Annotated in this window: 15 protein-coding genes and 1 other RNA gene; 9 read left to right on the forward strand and 7 right to left on the reverse strand. The window is 43.9% G+C overall.

The window, feature by feature from the left end:
• Positions 1 to 2: 2 nt before the first annotated feature.
• The 3 genes from pepF to KSP24_RS15105 all read right to left on the reverse strand — a co-directional run bounded on the left by pepF (position 3) and on the right by KSP24_RS15105 (position 2,428).
• On the reverse strand, positions 3 to 1,799 hold the full coding sequence (gene pepF, locus KSP24_RS15095) for an oligoendopeptidase F (RefSeq protein WP_013370480.1): 1,797 nt from the start codon (positions 1,797 to 1,799) through the stop codon (positions 3 to 5).
• A gap of 199 nt (positions 1,800 to 1,998) precedes the next feature.
• The gene (locus tag KSP24_RS15100; protein WP_013370481.1) at positions 1,999 to 2,187 is read right to left on the reverse strand and encodes a hypothetical protein; all 189 of its coding nucleotides are present in this window, start codon (positions 2,185 to 2,187) and stop codon (positions 1,999 to 2,001) included.
• A gap of 7 nt (positions 2,188 to 2,194) precedes the next feature.
• A complete protein-coding gene (locus KSP24_RS15105; RefSeq protein WP_014599632.1) occupies positions 2,195 to 2,428 on the reverse strand; it encodes a hypothetical protein in 234 nt (77 codons plus the stop codon).
• A gap of 173 nt (positions 2,429 to 2,601) precedes the next feature.
• Here KSP24_RS15105 and KSP24_RS15110 point away from each other — a divergent pair, with 173 nt between their 5' ends.
• The 5 genes from KSP24_RS15110 to KSP24_RS15130 all read left to right on the forward strand — a co-directional run bounded on the left by KSP24_RS15110 (position 2,602) and on the right by KSP24_RS15130 (position 7,064).
• Positions 2,602 to 2,799, forward strand: coding sequence for a cold shock domain-containing protein (locus KSP24_RS15110; protein ID WP_013370483.1), 198 nt, complete (start codon positions 2,602 to 2,604; stop codon positions 2,797 to 2,799).
• A 209-nt stretch (positions 2,800 to 3,008) separates the two neighbouring features.
• Entirely contained in the window at positions 3,009 to 4,424 is a 1,416-nt protein-coding gene (locus KSP24_RS15115) for an MATE family efflux transporter (protein WP_216975618.1), read from the forward strand.
• A gap of 237 nt (positions 4,425 to 4,661) precedes the next feature.
• On the forward strand, positions 4,662 to 5,741 hold the full coding sequence (locus KSP24_RS15120; protein WP_014599633.1) for a tetraprenyl-beta-curcumene synthase family protein: 1,080 nt from the start codon (positions 4,662 to 4,664) through the stop codon (positions 5,739 to 5,741).
• Between the two features lie 23 nt (positions 5,742 to 5,764).
• Positions 5,765 to 6,736 carry a 6-phosphofructokinase gene (gene pfkA, locus KSP24_RS15125; RefSeq protein ID WP_013370486.1) on the forward strand — a complete coding sequence of 324 codons (972 nt, stop codon included), beginning with the start codon at positions 5,765 to 5,767 and terminating at the stop codon, positions 6,734 to 6,736.
• A 118-nt stretch (positions 6,737 to 6,854) separates the two neighbouring features.
• Complete coding sequence (locus KSP24_RS15130) at positions 6,855 to 7,064, forward strand: DUF3906 family protein (protein WP_040101660.1); 210 nt, start codon at positions 6,855 to 6,857, stop codon at positions 7,062 to 7,064.
• Here the strand turns inward: KSP24_RS15130 and KSP24_RS15135 are convergent.
• The 4 genes from KSP24_RS15135 to KSP24_RS15150 form a co-directional block, all read right to left on the reverse strand.
• A complete protein-coding gene (locus tag KSP24_RS15135; RefSeq protein ID WP_216975620.1) occupies positions 7,061 to 8,431 on the reverse strand; it encodes an MATE family efflux transporter in 1,371 nt (456 codons plus the stop codon). The two genes, KSP24_RS15130 and KSP24_RS15135, sit on opposite strands and share 4 nt — an antisense overlap.
• Positions 8,432 to 8,622: 191 nt before the next feature.
• A complete protein-coding gene (locus KSP24_RS15140) occupies positions 8,623 to 9,801 on the reverse strand; it encodes a putative glycoside hydrolase (RefSeq protein WP_216975622.1) in 1,179 nt (392 codons plus the stop codon).
• Positions 9,802 to 10,019: 218 nt separating this feature from the next.
• A complete protein-coding gene (locus tag KSP24_RS15145; protein ID WP_014599634.1) occupies positions 10,020 to 10,208 on the reverse strand; it encodes a hypothetical protein in 189 nt (62 codons plus the stop codon).
• Positions 10,209 to 10,380: 172 nt separating this feature from the next.
• Positions 10,381 to 11,202: a YitT family protein gene (locus KSP24_RS15150; RefSeq protein WP_013370491.1), complete on the reverse strand. Its 822-nt coding sequence runs from the start codon at positions 11,200 to 11,202 to the stop codon at positions 10,381 to 10,383.
• 326 nt (positions 11,203 to 11,528) lie between these two features.
• Here KSP24_RS15150 and cshA point away from each other — a divergent pair, with 326 nt between their 5' ends.
• The 4 genes from cshA to KSP24_RS15170 all read left to right on the forward strand — a co-directional run bounded on the left by cshA (position 11,529) and on the right by KSP24_RS15170 (position 14,947).
• Positions 11,529 to 13,106, forward strand: a complete 1,578-nt coding sequence (gene cshA, locus KSP24_RS15155; RefSeq protein ID WP_013370492.1) for a degradosome RNA helicase CshA — start codon at positions 11,529 to 11,531, stop codon at positions 13,104 to 13,106.
• Between the two features lie 217 nt (positions 13,107 to 13,323).
• Positions 13,324 to 14,085 carry a YesL family protein gene (locus tag KSP24_RS15160; protein WP_013370493.1) on the forward strand — a complete coding sequence of 254 codons (762 nt, stop codon included), beginning with the start codon at positions 13,324 to 13,326 and terminating at the stop codon, positions 14,083 to 14,085.
• 58 nt (positions 14,086 to 14,143) lie between these two features.
• Positions 14,144 to 14,338: non-coding RNA, 6S RNA (gene ssrS, locus KSP24_RS15165), on the forward strand.
• A gap of 216 nt (positions 14,339 to 14,554) precedes the next feature.
• On the forward strand, positions 14,555 to 14,947 hold the full coding sequence (locus tag KSP24_RS15170) for a DUF1499 domain-containing protein (protein ID WP_025676970.1): 393 nt from the start codon (positions 14,555 to 14,557) through the stop codon (positions 14,945 to 14,947).
• Positions 14,948 to 14,955 lie beyond the last annotated feature (8 nt).

Here is a 14,955-nt window from a genome sequence, read left to right on the forward strand (position 1 = left end):
TTTTACTTTCCTTCAGTTAGTTTTTCCATTTCCGTAATGACTTCCTCAAATACGCTCATTGCTTCGCGAATCGGCTGCGGTGAGGACATGTCAACGCCAGCTTTCTTCAAAATATTGATTGAATAATCACTGCCACCGCTCTTTAGGAAGCCTAAGTAACGGTCAACGGCTGGCTGGCCTTCTTCCAGAATCTGTTTCGAAAAACTGGTTGCTGCCGAGAAGCCGGTAGCATATTTGTAGACATAAAAGCTGTTATAAAAATGAGGGATTCGTGCCCATTCCATTTCTATGTCTTTGTCTACCTTCATGCCAGGTCCGTGATATTTCACATTCAGATCATAGTAAATCTCCGACAAAAGCTGCGGTGTAAGGGATTCTCCCTGTTCAGCACGCTCATGTACAATCTTCTCGAATTCCGCAAACATCGTTTGACGGAATACCGTTGTACGGAATTGGTCCGCATAATAGGTGAGGAGGTACATTTTCTCTTTTGGATCGGTAGATTTGTTCAGCAAATAATCCATCAGCAAGGCTTCATTAGTAGTGGAAGCCACTTCAGCCAGGAAAATAGTATATTGTGCATCCCGGTACTTCAATGCGTTGTCTGAATAGTACGAATGCAGCGCATGCCCCATTTCATGTGCAAGCGTGAACATGCTGTTCAGGTTATCTTTATGGTTCAGAAGCACATAAGGGTGGGTGCCATAAGCTCCCCAGCTATAGGCGCCTGTACGTTTATTTTCATTTTCATATACATCAATCCAGCGCTCATCATAGCCTTTTTGCAATGAAGCCAGATAGTCCTCGCCCAGAGGCTTAAGGCCTTCTTTGGTTTGCTTTTTGGCGTCCTCATACGTAATATCCATCTTATATTCGTCCACAAGCGGAGCAAATAAATCATACATATGTAGCTCATCCACACCTAGCAGCTTTTTACGCAGCTTGATATAACGGTGAAGCAGGGGCAAGCTTTCATGAATCGTATCAATAAGATTCGTATACACTTCCTTCGGAATATTGTCGCCGTATAGTGACATTTCCAGTACGGAAGGGTATTTGCGAACACGAGAATAAAAAATATTTTTGTTCACATTGGCACTCAATGTAGAAGCAATCGTATTTTTATTTTTGGCATATGTGTCATATACCGCTTTAAAAGCACGTTCACGTACTTCGCGGTGTGGACTTTCGAGAAATTGAATGTAGCTGCCATGAGTCAGCTCGACCTCTTTGCCATGCTCATCCTTGATTTTCGGAAACTTCAGATCCGCGTTATTGAGCATCCCAAAAATCGTTTGCGGGGCTTGAGCCAGATTGCCAACCTGAGCGAGCAGCGCTTCTTCTGTTTTGCCCAAAACATGTGCTTTTTCCCGCTTCATTTCTTGAAGTGTGAACTTATAATCCGAAAGCTTCGGATCTTCAATGAAGGCATCAAGCTGAGAATCTGGCAGCGCCAAAATTTCAGGTGTGACGAATGATAGGGACTCGCTGACTTCAACGCCTAGCTTTTTAGCTTTTTGCGAAAGACCTTGATATGTAGGTTCAGCCGTATCTTCATCATGATGAAGATGGGCATACACATATACACGCTCAGTTTTGAGCGACAGCTCATCTTCGAGTTTGAAGCAGTTGCCAATCGCTTCGGCTGAATTGAGCTTGCCTTGAAATTGAGCAGCCTTTTTGGCCAATTGTTTGACTTCTTCGTATTCTTGATCCCATGCCTTGCGGTTGGGGAACAGGTCTTCCAGTTTCCATGTATTTTCCACTGGCGCATCAGCGCGTTTTACAATTTCACTCATGGAGAGCCTCCTCTGATCGAACGTAATGTGGGATAGGGCTGCGGCGGTAAGGGGCGGATGCCAAAACGAGGAAACCGCCACACTTACTGTAAGCAGCAGGGCAAGAGGTTTTACAGGATGCATGTAACGGCATATCCTCCTTATACCATGGCTTGTTATACCATAGTATGACCTTTTGCCCCTGAAAGTATAATTTTCCTTACTGTGGGTTGGAACCTATATTTAATAAGCTGTATACAATAAGATAAAAGGCAAGGCAAATCATGATTACGGCAGTGAGGGCCATCCACTTTTTGAGAGGAGCCGGTATCGTTTCACGCTTCATGATCAGCACTCCGCCCAGCGTGAAGGCCAGAATAATGAAGATGAGATAGCTGTTGGACACCATGAATAGGCTACACCTGTTTGAAAGCGTTCATGATCCGCTGCCACTCTTCCTCATTATCTTGAAAGGATTGCTTGGGAAAACGATTTTCAGCCCAATGCATAAGCGCAGGACGGCTCAAAAACGTGTGGGCTTCCTCGCCCCAATCATCAGATATTTCCCGCAAAACGATGTAACGGCCCTGCACCTCGACAGTCATCATATTCCACTTGTCTTTTTTGTATATTTCGTGTTTTTTCATCATATGCATGTCTCCGATTTTATAGATGTTTTGGTTCATGATACCGCAGTTTCCGCCGCAAAAGCAAATCATTCCAGACCGTAAAACCCGGAAAAACACCAATTGCAATGTGAAAAAGCATGAAGTATAATATGGATATTCGCCATAGATGGCGGTATTTTTAGGAGGTTGTTCACTTGAAAGGTACAGTTAAATGGTTTAACGCAGAAAAAGGTTATGGCTTCATTCAAGTTGAGGGTGGCGAGGATGTATTTGTACACTTCTCCGCAATCCAAGGCGACGGTTTTAAAACTTTGGAAGAAGGTCAAGAGGTTGAATTCGAAATTACTGAAGGCAACCGTGGACCACAAGCAGCTAACGTAATCAAACTGTAAGTGTAACTGAATTGTAAGAAATGTTCCGTTTTTACGGATGTCTTATATATTACGGTTAAACGATGAATTGAGAGCGCAGTTCCTTACATTTAAGGAGCTGCGCTTTTTTGCGTAAAAACGTTTGTGAAATGAGAAGATTGAGCTGGAATAGGGTATTATACGTAATAAAACTAAATATGAGTTATTGTAAGTTGAAAGGAGTTGAGAAAATGAGTGCAGCAGAGGCTAATCGTAATCCTTCCCTGATTGAAGGCCCCATTGCCAAAACACTGTTTATTTTCTCTTTGCCGATGCTGTTCGGAAATATTCTGCAATCCTTGAATGGAACGATTAATTCAATCTGGGTTGGGAAGTTTCTGGGAGAAGCTGCGTTGACTGCCGCTTCGAACGGAAATATTATCATGTTCTTTCTGATCAGCTCGATTTTTGGGGTCACTATGGCGGCCACTATTCTGATCGGACAAAATATCGGAGCCGGTGACATAGCGGAAACGAAGCGTGTAGTAGGTACAAGCGCTGTCTTTTTCCTGGTGCTCGCTTTTGCTATAGGTATTATTGGTTTTTTGGGCTCACCTTGGATTCTTCATGTGCTCAATACGCCTGCCGAATCAGTCGATATGGCGATCACCTATACACGCATTATTTTCGCGGGTATGCCCTTTTTGTACGGCTATAACTACATCATGACCGTAATGAGAGGGGCGGGAGATTCCAAAACACCATTTTATTTTCTGCTCGTTTCCGTCGTACTGGATGTATTACTTAACCCACTACTCATATTTGGATGGGGACCGATTCCTGCTATGGGCATCGGAGGCTCTGCCGCAGCTACCCTGATTGCTCAAGGGATCAGCTTTGTGTTGATTCTCATTTACCTATATCGTGTAAAATATTTTCTGCGCATTACATCTTCAGAGCTTCACTTACTTCGATTTGATTGGAAGATTATTTGGACTCTTATTCGTAAGGGAGTTCCGATGGGACTACAAATGATTGCTGTCTCTACCAGTGCGATTGCTTTAATGAATCTGATCAACGGTTACGGGACAGTCGCAGCGGCAGCCTATACAGCAGCTAACAATTTGTCCAGCTATGTGCAGATGCCGGCCATGGCATTAGGTGCAGCTGTATCTTCCTTCGCCGCTCAAAATATCGGAGCCGGACGCTGGGATCGAGTACGCAGGACAACCTGGATTGGGATTGTATATAATTTTGTATTGACTGGTGGGGCTGTGGTACTCATTTACGTGTTTAACCGTCAAGCCTTACTGATGTTTCTCCCTTCTACGGGAGGGGCATTGGAACTGGGTATGCAGATTAATCTGATCACGTTGTGGTCTTTTGTTATATTCGGTATTACCAATGTCATTACAGGCGTTGTTCGATCTACAGGCTCTGTAATGGTACCGCTTTTAATTACCATTATTTCATTATGGGGCATTCGTATACCTTTGGCCTATGCATTTGTCGATAAGTATGGTCTAGATGCTGTATGGTGGAGCTTTCCTGTTGGTTTTACGATCTCCGCCGTTGCAGTTATTTTCTACTACCTTTTCGGGAAATGGAAGCAGGCTAGCATGGGAGAGGGCAACCAAGGCATGAAGTTGGCAGAGGACAAGGGCTAGGTAGGACATTTCTACTATTTGCGATTAAAGTCTTATAAGGGTGAATCTTGTTAAACTCCTATTTTTGATTGATTCAGTAGCACAGATACAAAGCGTTTTTGTGAGAAGAACTTATTTTTCTTGAAAATGAAAGAAAAAAGTGAGGTTGTTCATTTGTGCTAAAAGGTCGATCATATTATAATGAATATGGTTTGGATAGGTATAATTACGTAGACAACAATGTGGAGGCACCGTCATTTGAGTTATGTTGAGCAAGGACGTTATCAAGTACCGAGAGGCCCCATAGGTCTAATGAGCCGAATGTACAAGCACATTCTCCCTGAAACGAAACAAGAATTGAGTAACTGGAAGAGCAAGGCCGAACAGATTCCGGACCCTGAGCTGAGAAGCCAGGCGCTTGCGAGCATAGCAGAGAAGACGTTTCACTGCGTGGGGGGAGCGGTTTATGCTGCAGCCAATATGTCTGACCGGCAGACGCTAATTCCGTTGATTGTGGCGTACCAGACGATTAGCGATTATCTGGACAACCTGTGTGATCGCAGTACGTCGATGGACCCGGATGATTTTAGGTTGCTGCATCAGTCTATGCTGGATGCGGTTAATCCGGCGGCTAGGCCAGTGAATTATTATGAGTTGCGTCGTGAGCAGGAGGATGGCGGTTATTTGACCGGGCTGGTGACAACCTGTCAGTCTTGTGTAAGCAGGCTTCCGGGCTATGAGGCGGCAATGCCTTACGTTCAGGATTTGGCGCGATTATACACGGATTTGCAAGTATACAAGCATATTAAACCCGAGCTGCGGGAACAAGCGCTTTTGGACTGGTGGTCGATTCATAAGGACCGTACACCCGAGCTGCGCTGGAACGAGTTTGCTGCGGCTACTGGCTCAACCCTGGGGGTCTTTATGCTGTTTCTTGCTGCCAGCGACCGGCATCTCACAGATGCGGGGGCTGCCTCAATACATGCATCGTATTTTCCACATGTGTGCAGTCTTCATATTTTGCTGGATTATCTAATCGATCAAGACGAAGACCGGAAGGGCGGAGATCTTAACTTTTGCAATTATTATGAAGATGCCGACATGATGCTGGACCGGATCGCCTACGTTGTGAATCGGGCGCGGGCTGATATTGCAGATGTCCCTGCCAGCTCCTTTCACCGGATGATTATCGAGGGATTGCTGGCTTTATATTTATCCGACCCTAAAGTTAGTGAGCAGCAGGATGTTCGCGCTGTTTCGAGACGTTTAATGAAAAATAGTCCGCTCATGCGTTTGTTTTTCTTATTAAACAGTCGATGGATAAGAAGGCTTATATGATTATTTTGAGGAGGTCATAAATCATGACAGCAGTTAAGAAAATTGCAGTATTAACAAGTGGTGGAGATTCACAAGGGATGAACGCGGCAGTTCGCGCCGTTGTGCGCAGCGGATTGTATTTCGGACTGGAAGTATTCGGGATCCAACGCGGATATCAAGGCCTTTTGAACGACGATATTTTTCCAATGGACCTGAGAAGCGTCGGAGATATTATCCAACGTGGGGGTACTGTACTTCAATCTGCAAGATGCCTGGAATTTACGACTGAAGAAGGTCAGAAACGTGGCGCTGAAATTTTGCGTAATCGTGGAATTGACGGCGTAGTCGTAATTGGTGGCGACGGTTCTTACCAAGGAGCTAACAAGCTGACCAAGCAAGGCATTAAAACCATGTGTCTTCCAGGAACGATTGACAATGATATTTCCTTCACAGACTACACTATTGGTTTTGATACTGCGGTTAGTATTGTAGTGGACGCAATCAACAAGCTGCGTGATACGATGTCTTCCCATGAACGTTCTTCCATCGTGGAAGTTATGGGACGTCATTGTGGCGATATTGCTCTCCATGCAGGTCTGGCTTCCGGTGCAGAAACGATCTTGGTACCTGAGGTGGAATTTGATCTGAATGAAGTATCCGATCGGATGAAACAAAACTTCAAACATGGTAAACGCCACAGTATCATTATCGTTGCTGAGGGTGTAGGCAAAGGCGAAACAGTAGCAAAAGTAATCCAAGAAAATTGTCCGGATTATGAGCCTCGTGTTACAGTGCTTGGACACATTCAACGTGGAGGTACACCAACTGCGTTTGACCGTAACCTCGCAAGCCGTTTGGGTGACTTTGCTGTTCGTCAATTGATTGAGGGTGTATCTGACAAAGCTTGCGGAACGATCGATGGTAAGCTGGTAGCTACAGATATTGACAAGGTTGTAAATACCAAAAAAGATTTCAACATGGAGCTTTATGAGTTGGCTCTGCGTTTGTCCCAATAATAAGAACCTTTACCTTTAGTAGATCGGTTCTGACATGGGGAAAAATTAAAATTATGCGGATGACCTGAGTCATCCGCTATTTTTTTAGCAATTGAATAGGGCCAGGAGGTAATCATACATGTATTTATTCAAAATGGAAGTGGACAGCTCGGAAGGAGCTCTGACCGTCATTCTTGCTGCTGAGAATGAAGAACAGGCATTTGAGGAAATGGATCAACATGTGGAGAGGCACTTTTTATATCCCCCCGAGCTAAAGGAAGTGGCTATCGTAGAGAAAAAACGAATAACTGCTGGTACAGCATATGTCATCGAGACACGCAAAGACTAATTAGTCTCTGCGTGTTGTTTTTGTTGTGCAAAACGATGCTGCACTCTTACCAAACGCCAGAGAAGTAAAATAGCACCTACGGCCAGGCCTGTTATCAAGCCAATCCAATAGCCGTAAGGCCCCCATGTGGTCCAGCGTGCGAGTATATACCCTACAGGAAGCCCAATAACCCAATAGGACAGGAAGGTGAGTAAAAACGCCGGATTGACATCTTTATACCCACGTAGCGCACCTTGTGTTGGTGTAGCGACAGCATCAGAGATCTGAAAGAAAATCGCATAGATTAAAAAATGCTGGGCTAATTGAATGACCTGCAGGTCGGAAGAGTAAAGCCGAGCGACCTGTTCACCCCAGATGAGCAGTACAATAGCTGTAATCATGGATAAGCCCACTGCGCTGCTAATGCCCATTACACTATAAGTTTTAGCATCTCGTGGACGGGAAGCTCCTGTTTCAAAGCCGACCAGAATCGTAAGTGCCATGCAAATACTGAGTGGAATCATATACAGCGTAGATGCAAAGTTCATGGCTGCCTGATGAGCGGCTATGGTAGCTGTGTTATAGCTACTCATGAAGAGCGTGACAGCTGAAAAGACGGCAGTCTCAAAAAATATAGCAAATCCAATAGGTACCCCGATCTTGATAAGCTCTTTTAAAGCACCGGCCGCAATCCCGTATATTTTGCTAAAGATTCGGTATTCAGCAAATATTTGTCCATGATGAGTAGTAATACCAGCGACCAGCATAATAATCCAGTAGGTAGTAGCTGTTGCTACCCCGGAGCCTACACCCCCCAAACGCGGAAAACCCCAGTTACCATAAATAAGTAGATAGTTCAATAAAACATTGATGGGCAATGACATGAGCGTGATTAACATCGTAAAACGGGTTTGTCCCAATGCATCCATAAAGCTGCGAAGCACGGTATAGGCAAATAGAGGAACAACACCGAAGGCCATCGCACAAAGGTAGTACAGAGCCACATTATGAACTCTCAATTCCAGATTCATACTGTTTAATATAGGCTTTACCAAAATAATCCCGGCTATCAAGACGACGATGGATAGGGCGAGAGATAGCCAAAGAGCCTGAATGACATAGTAGGAGACCTTATCTTTACGCTGTGCTCCTAGCAATTGGGATACAATAGGGGTAATAGCCATCAGTATCCCATTAAGGCCTGTTTGTACAGGAACCCACAGGCTTACTCCGATAGCTACTCCAGCCAGATCAGCAGGGGAAAAGTGCCCCGACATATTAGTATCAAAAAAAGTCATGGCAGATAGTGCAAGCTGGGTAATCAGAATAGGAAGCAAAATGTAAAAAAGCTGCTTCCATTTCTGACCCATTGTTAGAGTCAATTGCATTTTTGTTTTCCTCATTTACTTGGGTTTATTATTTGTATATATCATAACATGTAAATTTTATTGTAAGGGATACTACAACAATTGAACAGCAATAAAAAAGACTGCATCCGTTCGTCAAACAACGGGGCAGTCTTCGATATATTTGATATAAGTTCTAAAATTCTTATACAAAAAGAAGTCCAGAGAAATAATTATTTATAAGTTACTCCGCTTGTATAACGGTTAGTGGCATTCCAGAGTAAATATTCGTCCACCTTCATGTCCTTAAGCGCGCGAATTTGGTCCTCGACTTGTGTTTTCCCATATTTGGCATAATGTCCGTTTCCTAACCAACTTGCGGTAAAATCCTGAATCCAAGGGCGAATAATTGGCTTTAGCTTGCCTGTAGGATTGAGTTTTTTGTGTGTATCGGCCATGGAGCCTTTGATCGTTTGGTAGGGGTTTTTATCGGGGTCCTTTACACCGAACCAGCCTGTTGTGTAGTGACTTGGATAAACCATCGGTGAAATGACATCCACATTTTCAGAGATTTTAGTGAAATCCTGTCCGATTCCCTCGGCAGCAGGAACGGATGCGGCATATCCGAAAATATCTACCGATACCCTCACACCTAGTGGAGCAAGTTCTTTGCGGGCATATTGTACGAATTCAGCGACCGTATCCGAGCGGGATTGGTCTGATTTGGTATATTTCAGTTTGTCTGCTCTTTTTTCAAAGCCCTCAGGGAAACGTACATAGTCAAATTGGATTTCCTTAAAACCGAGTTTTGCTGCTTCCTTGGCAATGGCGATATTATAATCCCATACTTCTTTATTATAGGGATTGACGAACCCATCTCCCTTGCCGTTTTTCCAAACAGAGCCGTCAGCATTGCGGAAGGACATCTCAGGATTTTTGTTGGCCAGTACCGTATCTTTAAATACAACAATACGAGCAATCGGATAAACATTATGTTTTTTCAAACGGTCCATCAAGCCGGAAATATCCTTAATGAATTTTTGTGGCTTGCCCAATTTCAGAAGCTCAGGGTTGGTCGTTGGATAAGTGATGTAACCTGCATCGTCCTTAATATCGATAACCATGGAATTGAGCTCTGTCTTGTCCAGCAATTCGAGTAGCTGGGTCATACGTGAACCGCCTGCGCTATAGGCTGTGACATAGATGCCTTTAATCGCTGGCGTGGTCGGCTGTGGGTCAATTTTAACCGGCGGATTGGAGGCATCTACCTTTAAATTACTGTGTTGTGCCTGGATCATGGCGCTGCTGATTGTCGTTGCCACCGTATCTTTTACATTTGGAGCGTTGGCTGACGAGTCCCCATTTCCGCCTATTCCCATTGCGAATAGCATAATTGCCCAAATCATATTCATTTCCTAACTCTCTCCCTTATGTATGGCGCTTACCTGATTATACGTAAAGTTATGGATAGAAAAAACAACACGCTTGTAACCAATACTGGCATCATCAGGCATAGTCTTACATGATTAACCTAACTATCGCTCGATGAATCCGTAAATAGGCATAAATAATGCCGCTCTCTTCACGGTTGTGGATACAACCGGAAGAAGCGGCATTTGGCAAAAAAGATTTATTGAAGATAGTTATTGTCTTGGTGCTCACAAATACTGTACTGAATAATTTCAAGCGCATCCGTTGGCTTGAGTATGGACAACCCGTCTCGAAGCACAATCATCGAGTTTAGCTCATTCTTTTTGAGAGAAGGGAGCATTTCCGGGTACCATCTTAAGACAATGTCGGACAGTTTTACCGTTTCCATTTCCACAAAAATCACCCTTTCCTGCTCGGAATCATTCCAAAAGAATCATTCAATACGATTCGGAAAAGCAAAGTGCCTGTGAAATAGCAGGTAAAGCTGGTCTTTATATACTATGGGAACAGCGCACATATAGTGTACCACAAAAGCTTCATTTTGACACTTGGGTTTGTGCTTATCTTCGGCGAAATGAACCCATTACTCCAACCGTTTCCACAATATTGACAAAAGCAGAAGGGTCTACTTCCTTAATGATACGTTTTAATTCAACAAGCTCGTAGCGTGTCGTAACAGTCATCAGCATGTCCTTTTCAGTATGTGAAAATGCACCTTCAATTTTTATTTTGCTGACACCTCGTGGCGTTGTTAACATTCGGCTGAGTAGCTTGTCAGTGTGCTCTGTAATGATGTAAACGGTGATCTTCGTATGACTTACATAGATTTGATCCAACACTTTACCAGTCACAAAAATGGATAACATGGAAGCGAGTGCAATATTCCAGTCATCGTTCAAATATCCTGCTGCGAGAATGACTAGTCCATTCATGCCCACAAGTACAGTTCCGACGGGGAAGTCCCGATAAGTGGTAACGATAGAACCGATAATGTCAAAACCGCCTGTAGACCCTCCTACCCGAAAAGAAATTCCCGCTCCAATGCCTACCATGACCCCTCCAAAGACAGAGGCCAGCAGGGGATCAGACACAACAGAATGTACAGGTACCCAAGCCAAAATCCACGTGGTAACGATAACCGACAGAATGCTCAGACTAATAAAACGTTTGCCTAAAATAAACCAGCCTGCAATAAGCATCGGGATATTGATGATAAAATACATGGTGCTGATATCGAATTTTGTGAAATAGCCAATTAGCATGGAAAGTCCGGCTACTCCCCCGCTCAGCAAGTGATGTGGGACGAGAAACAGATTAAAACCGCATGCTATGGCAGCGGCTCCAAGAATAACAGTTAAGCAGTTTAACACTTTTTTTAACAACTTTTTTTCACCTCATTTTAATTATACAGAAAGCAACTTACTGGTATTCATGAATTGTTCTGTGCTATAATGCGATGTGGATATTCTTGAGTAGGGACCTATGTCCAGAGAAACACTTAAAATTTAAACTGTTTTAAAAAGGGTAAATTCGTTTAAGATGTATCGGATAGGGTTCCCCGAATTCATTACAAAAAGATGCAGTTATAGAGTTAAATAAACTGTCACTGTATTGGGGAAAACTTATACAATAATATCGCTACTTAAGAATACAGACAACATTGTGGATTGTCCACCACATCCACTATTATGAAGGAGTTTGAATAAATTTGACGACATTTGCAGAATTTGATCTTGAACCGAAGGTAATTCAGGCGATTACGGAGCTGGGGTTCGAAGAAGCAACACCTATTCAATCCAAATCCATCCCGATTGCATTGCAAGGGAAAGACATGATTGGTCAAGCCCAAACAGGTACTGGTAAAACTGCTGCGTTTGGTATTCCGATGATCAATAAAATTTCTAAAAACGATGAAAAAATCAGAGCCCTGATTATGGCTCCAACACGTGAGCTTGCTATTCAAGTGGCTGAAGAAATCGAAAAACTCTCCCGCTTTAAAGGTCTTCGCACTTTGCCGATCTATGGTGGACAAGATATCGTACGCCAGATTCGCGCTTTGAAAAAGAAACCTCAAATTATTATTGGTACACCAGGACGTTTGCTCGATCACATTAATCGTAAAACCATTAAGCTAGAAGACGTAAACACCGTTGTTTTGGATGAAGCAGATGAAATGCTGGATATGGGCTTCATGGAAGATATTCAGTCCATTCTGAAGCAGGTTCCGGACGAGCGTCAAACGATGCTGTTCTCGGCTACAATGCCTCCTAACATTAAAAGATTGGCTGAGCAATTCCTTAAAGATCCTGAGCATGTATCCGTTATTCCTAAACAAGTTAGCGCTCCGCTGATTGATCAGGCCTATATTGAAGTTCCTGAGCGTCAAAAATTCGAAGCATTAAGCCGTTTGATCGATATGGAATCCCCAGAACTTGCTATCGTGTTCGGTCGCACTAAGCGCCGGGTAGACGAGCTGGCTGAAGCTCTGCAAAAACGTGGTTATTCCGCAGATGGTTTGCATGGTGACTTGTCTCAAAACCAGCGTGATGCTGTTATGCGTAAATTCCGTGACGGAAGTATTGACGTGCTCGTAGCGACTGACGTTGCTGCCCGTGGTTTGGACGTTTCCGGCGTAACTCACGTTGTGAACTTTGACCTCCCGCAAGATCCGGAGAGCTATGTTCACCGTATCGGACGTACTGGACGTGCAGGTAAAGAAGGGGAAGCTTGGTCATTCGTAACGCCTCGTGAAATTGACCATTTGCACTTCATTGAACGTGTAACTCGTCACCGCATTCCACGTAAGCCTCTTCCAACGTTGGCAGAAGCTCTGGAAGGCAAACAACGTATCATCGCAGAACGCCTTCTAGAAGTTGTAGAAAAAGGCGAGCTGAACGAGTACAAAGGTTTGGCTATTCAAATGCTGGAGCAATATGACTCTGTTCAACTCCTCTCCGCAGCTCTGAAGCTGATGACTGGTGAGAAGAGAGAGGCATCTATTGAGTTGACTCCAGAAGATCCGATCCGTGCAAAACGTCGTAAACCTGACGTGCGTTCTGGCGGACGCAAGCCTTCCAACTATAGTGGACGCAGCAACGGTGGGTATAATTCCAACCGTGGCGGTAGCGGCAGTAAAGGTGGCTACGGTGGTTACAACCGTGGCAAAGAAGGCGGTGGCTACAACCGTGATTCCGGAAGCCGCTATAGTGGAGATCGCAAACCACGCCCGAGCAGCAATGGCGAAACTCGCCGTCCTGCAAGACGTGAAGATTCCTCTTCTGAATAATAAGAAATAAATGAATAAAAAGTCGAAGCTAATGTTAGCTTCGGCTTTTTTTGATCAGTATGTATGAAATTTATGGGATCAGCTTTAATGGACCACGTATGGATTTCACTGGCGCTTTAGGGCTGAAATACGGTATGATATAGTCAAGAGCCGGAATTAACAGGCATAGCAACATAAGTCTTGGAACTGCCAAGGCTTGCGGAGGGAGAGACTAACATTGGAATTTAAAGGAGCTATGGGGGGGATTTACCGCCTAACCGAGTGGATTACCCGGCTGGCGGCTAGCAATTTGTTGTGGGTGTTATGTTCATCGCCTTTTGTATTCTGCCTCATACTGAAATTACTTGTTATGAATCAGAATCTGGCGAATGAATCGTTACAAATGAACTGGGCGATGGCGATTTTGGCACCGCTTACTTTATTTCCAGCAACATCGGCTTTGTTCGCAGTGGTTCGCAAATGGGTGATGGGCGATACCGATACAGGCGTGTTTCGTACCTTCTTTAAAGGATATAAAGAGAACTATAAGCAGAGTCTGATTGGGGGTATCTTTTACACGCTATTGTTTGTCGTTATGTATGTGGATTACACTGTATATATGACACAGCTCAGCAACTTGCAAATCGTGGGCGTCATCATGCTGATCCTCATTATTATTTTGCTTGTGTCTATGTTTAACTTCTTTTCGATGGTAGTTCACTATCATATGTCTACCGGACAAATTATTAAGAATGCAGTTTTATTGACGCTGATTCGACCATTCCGTGTATTTTCCACCATGCTCGGCAGCGCCGTTGTTATATACATTGGAGTTAAATATCCCGTGCTTTTCTTATTTTTCATCGGCAGTGTAGTTGCCTGGTTCGCTTTTTTTAATTTTTACGGAACCTTCCTCAAAATGCAGGATCAAATGGAGAAGATGAAACAGAAAGACGAGGAAAAGGCAAGCATGGAAGACAAAAAAAGTGATAACCTCTAAAAATAAAACATATTTCTCCTAGCATTTACTTTTTGAGTGAGAAGCGCTATAATAAGGTCACATCCTGCGATGCACGTTACGGTCATTTGTTGTTTTGAACCAATGACAATGTCTAGGGAGATCTATACGAATGAATAGCTGAAAAGCCCTGTCAATTGCTGACAAGGGGACTTCAAAAGTTTATTCTGCGGTCACCCACCTGCTAAAGCAGGTTCAGAAGACGCTTTGGTCGGACGGCATCGGCGGGTACTCCATAATGTAATGAAAACACTCTGGTACTGCTTATGCAGAAACAGGGTGTTTTTTGTATGCAACAATGTTAAACTAAGACATGAGGTACTAAGGTCGCATACCAAAGACATGATCGGACTCATTTTCGGTTGTTTATCGTATTTTATAAAGCGCTTGCAGCAGAGGAAGCCGATGTGTCGTATGATTAGGTAGCGATTATCGTGAAGGAGGAAATGTCTTGTCGTTGAAGAGGACTCTGGTAGGGATTGTGCGCAGCCAAGAAGGTACAAGCGACCGGGTCAAGGACCCCCAAATGAAGACACGCTATTATAACTTATCGAGAGACAAGGCTTGGGAAGAAGTATCATCTATCATGAAAAAGATTCCTGGCTACAAGGTACTCCATGAGGTAGCATCCGTAGGTGAGATTACGTTGGAGAAGCGAACGGCGTTCGGCAGAACCGTCGACATTACCGTTTCAATTTTATCTGTCTCGCCAGTTCGAAGTGCGGTGGATATTTATTCTGCTTCACGCGGATCGTTAGGGGACTTGGGTGCGAATTACCGCATTATTTTGCAACTGTTCGCTATGATCGACAAGAAGCTGTCCGCTTATAAGGTCGTACAGTAATAGCAGGT

The organism is Paenibacillus sp. AK121 (assembly GCF_019042715.1).
Taxonomy (GTDB): Bacteria; Bacillota; Bacilli; order Paenibacillales; family Paenibacillaceae; genus Paenibacillus; species Paenibacillus polymyxa_C.

What these genes read in the sequence shown, in the direction of transcription:
- KSP24_RS15100 (WP_013370481.1), bottom strand. Translation starts at nt 2,187, where the DNA reads ATGGTGTCCAACAGCTATCTCATCTTCATTATTCTGGCCTTCACGCTG.
- pepF (WP_013370480.1), bottom strand. Translation starts at nt 1,799, where the DNA reads ATGAGTGAAATTGTAAAACGCGCTGATGCGCCAGTGGAAAATACATGG.
- KSP24_RS15135 (WP_216975620.1), bottom strand. Translation starts at nt 8,431, where the DNA reads ATGCAATTGACTCTAACAATGGGTCAGAAATGGAAGCAGCTTTTTTAC.
- KSP24_RS15115 (WP_216975618.1), top strand. Translation starts at nt 3,009, where the DNA reads ATGAGTGCAGCAGAGGCTAATCGTAATCCTTCCCTGATTGAAGGCCCC.
- KSP24_RS15140 (WP_216975622.1), bottom strand. Translation starts at nt 9,801, where the DNA reads ATGAATATGATTTGGGCAATTATGCTATTCGCAATGGGAATAGGCGGA.
- KSP24_RS15130 (WP_040101660.1), top strand. Translation starts at nt 6,855, where the DNA reads ATGTATTTATTCAAAATGGAAGTGGACAGCTCGGAAGGAGCTCTGACC.
- KSP24_RS15105 (WP_014599632.1), bottom strand. Translation starts at nt 2,428, where the DNA reads ATGATGAAAAAACACGAAATATACAAAAAAGACAAGTGGAATATGATG.
- KSP24_RS15145 (WP_014599634.1), bottom strand. Translation starts at nt 10,208, where the DNA reads ATGGAAACGGTAAAACTGTCCGACATTGTCTTAAGATGGTACCCGGAA.
- pfkA (WP_013370486.1), top strand. Translation starts at nt 5,765, where the DNA reads ATGACAGCAGTTAAGAAAATTGCAGTATTAACAAGTGGTGGAGATTCA.